At 44.5% G+C, this 2,126-nt stretch carries 3 protein-coding genes; all 3 read left to right on the forward strand.

Annotation, left to right across the window (positions count from 1 at the left end; genetic code table 11):
- The coding region (locus tag PLA23_RS12850) for a hypothetical protein (RefSeq protein WP_324475444.1) at positions 1-233 on the forward strand (233 nt) is incomplete at its 5' end.
- Positions 234-311: 78 nt separating this feature from the next.
- Positions 312-1,343 (forward strand): NAD-dependent epimerase/dehydratase family protein, encoded by a 1,032-nt coding sequence (locus tag PLA23_RS12855; RefSeq protein WP_324475445.1) that lies wholly within the window; start codon positions 312-314, stop codon positions 1,341-1,343.
- The gene (locus PLA23_RS12860; RefSeq protein WP_324475446.1) at positions 1,340-2,065 is read left to right on the forward strand and encodes a nucleotidyltransferase family protein; all 726 of its coding nucleotides are present in this window, start codon (positions 1,340-1,342) and stop codon (positions 2,063-2,065) included. The genes PLA23_RS12855 and PLA23_RS12860 overlap by 4 nt, the downstream gene beginning before the upstream one ends.
- Positions 2,066-2,126 lie beyond the last annotated feature (61 nt).

A 2,126-nucleotide genomic window follows, 5' to 3' on the forward strand; every position in this document is an offset into this window, starting at 1 on the left:
CAGGAACCCCTATCATAGTCTCACCTGACATCACATCATCATCCATCATCAGCGAAAAGGGGATTGGAATGGTGACCCGCTCCTACGGTGAGACGGTGCTCCATATAATGGAGCATTACTCAGATTATCTCCTCCAGGCTGAACATGGCAGAAGATGGGTTCAGGAACATCTAAAATGGGAATATTTCTGCCGGCAGTTATATGAACGATGTGAAGCTGTTCTACACAACTGATCCGGAAGGATCAAACCAAAAAAGCATATATCTCATATTATAACCATAATTCAAAGAACATTTCGGGTGGTGTTACTCTTGAAAATATTCGTAACCGGTGGCTGTGGATTTCTTGGATCACATATCTGTGAATATTATCAAAGCAGGGGTGATGAGGTAATTGCCTTTGACAACCTGACAAAATTTGAGTTGTCCCGTACCAGCTACCAGGTAGAAGGGTCACGGATGTACAATGCATCATTTCTTAAAGAACGAGGAGTCCAAATAATTGAAGGGGACATACGGGATAAAGAATCCCTCATGTCAGCGGCTCAGGGATGTGACTCTATTGCACACACTGCTGCTCAGCCCGCTATGACTATTGCTATTGACCATCCTGACCTTGACCTCACCTCAAATGTCAACGGAACAGTTAATGTTCTTGAAGCAGCGAGGAGATATGATGTACCGGTTGTCTCCTGCTCCAGCATTCATGTATATGGTAATGGTATCAACCAGGAGATTCAGGAACAGGAGGACAGGTTTGTTAGGACACCTCCTGCCATTGATGAATCATATCCCATCATGACCGGTCAACTTTCACCACTGCATGCCTCAAAGCGCGCCGGCGAACTCTATGTGCAGGCCTATACCGATACATACGGACTAAAAGCGGCAACATACCGGCTATCAGGCATGTATGGGCCCAGGCAGTTTGGAGGGGAGGACCATGGGTGGGTTGCAAATTTTGCTATTCGGACCATTCTTGGGCTACCGATAAAAATATTCGGGACTGATAAGCAGGTCCGGGATATTTTGTATGCGACTGATGCGGTCAGGGCAATTGATGCGTTCTTTCAAAACCCTAGACCTGGTATTTATAACGTCGGGGGTGGAGAGAAGACAGCAGTCTCAATTCATGAATGCTTGGAATTGATTTCAGAAATTTCCGGAAAAAGATCAGATATACATCTCGAACCTGCGCGACATGGAGATCTCTGGTATTTTATCTCTGATATTAGTAAAATCAGACATAAACTGGGCTGGGAGCCAGTAATTCTTCCGCGCGCAGGAATTAAAAATCTCATCCGGTGGATAGAATCTGAAAAACACCTTTTCATGACATCATGAAAGCTCTCATTCTCGCTGGGGGAAGAGGTTCACGCCTAGGAGAGAAGACACAATGCACGAATAAATGTCTTCTTGAACTTCATGGTCGACCGGTTATTGAATATAATCTTAAGCGCGCATGTGAGGCAGAGATTACAGAGATCATCATCGTGGTTGGTCACTGCGCGGAGCAGATCATCAACCGCTATGGGATAGACTTTCTGGGGAAACCCATCCGGTATGTTATCCAGTGGGAACAAAAGGGGCTGGTTCATGCGATCGATGTCTGCCGTGATGAACTGGGAAAAGATGATTTTTTCCTTTTCCTCGGTGATGAAGTCCTGATAGAGTCTCGGATCCCTGCGATGGTCAGACAATTTCAAACTCAGAAACCATTTGTGCTTTGTGGGGTTATCCATCAACCTAAACGGGAAAAGATATCCCGCACTTACACAGTTTTGACCGGTGAGGATGGCCGGATCTACAGACTAATAGAGAAACCCCGGGTTGCTGTAAATGATATTCAGGGGACAGGCCATTGTATCTTTAACAATGAGATTCTCCAGTATATTGAAAAAACACCAATTCATCCGGTCAGAGGGGAGAAAGAATTGCCGGATCTGATTCAGTGTGCTGTAGATGACGGCAGACTGGTGACCTTGTTTGAGATTGGAAACATGTATACAAATATTAATTTTAAGGATGATCTTGAGGAAGCACTCCAGTTGCTTCAAAATAATTGACGATTTAACATTTCTTATGAAAATTGGTATTATAACCGGTGATCTGAAGACAAACCGAACC

The sequence above is a fragment of the Methanospirillum sp. genome (genome assembly GCF_035406105.1).
GTDB lineage: Archaea > Halobacteriota > Methanomicrobia > Methanomicrobiales > Methanospirillaceae > Methanospirillum.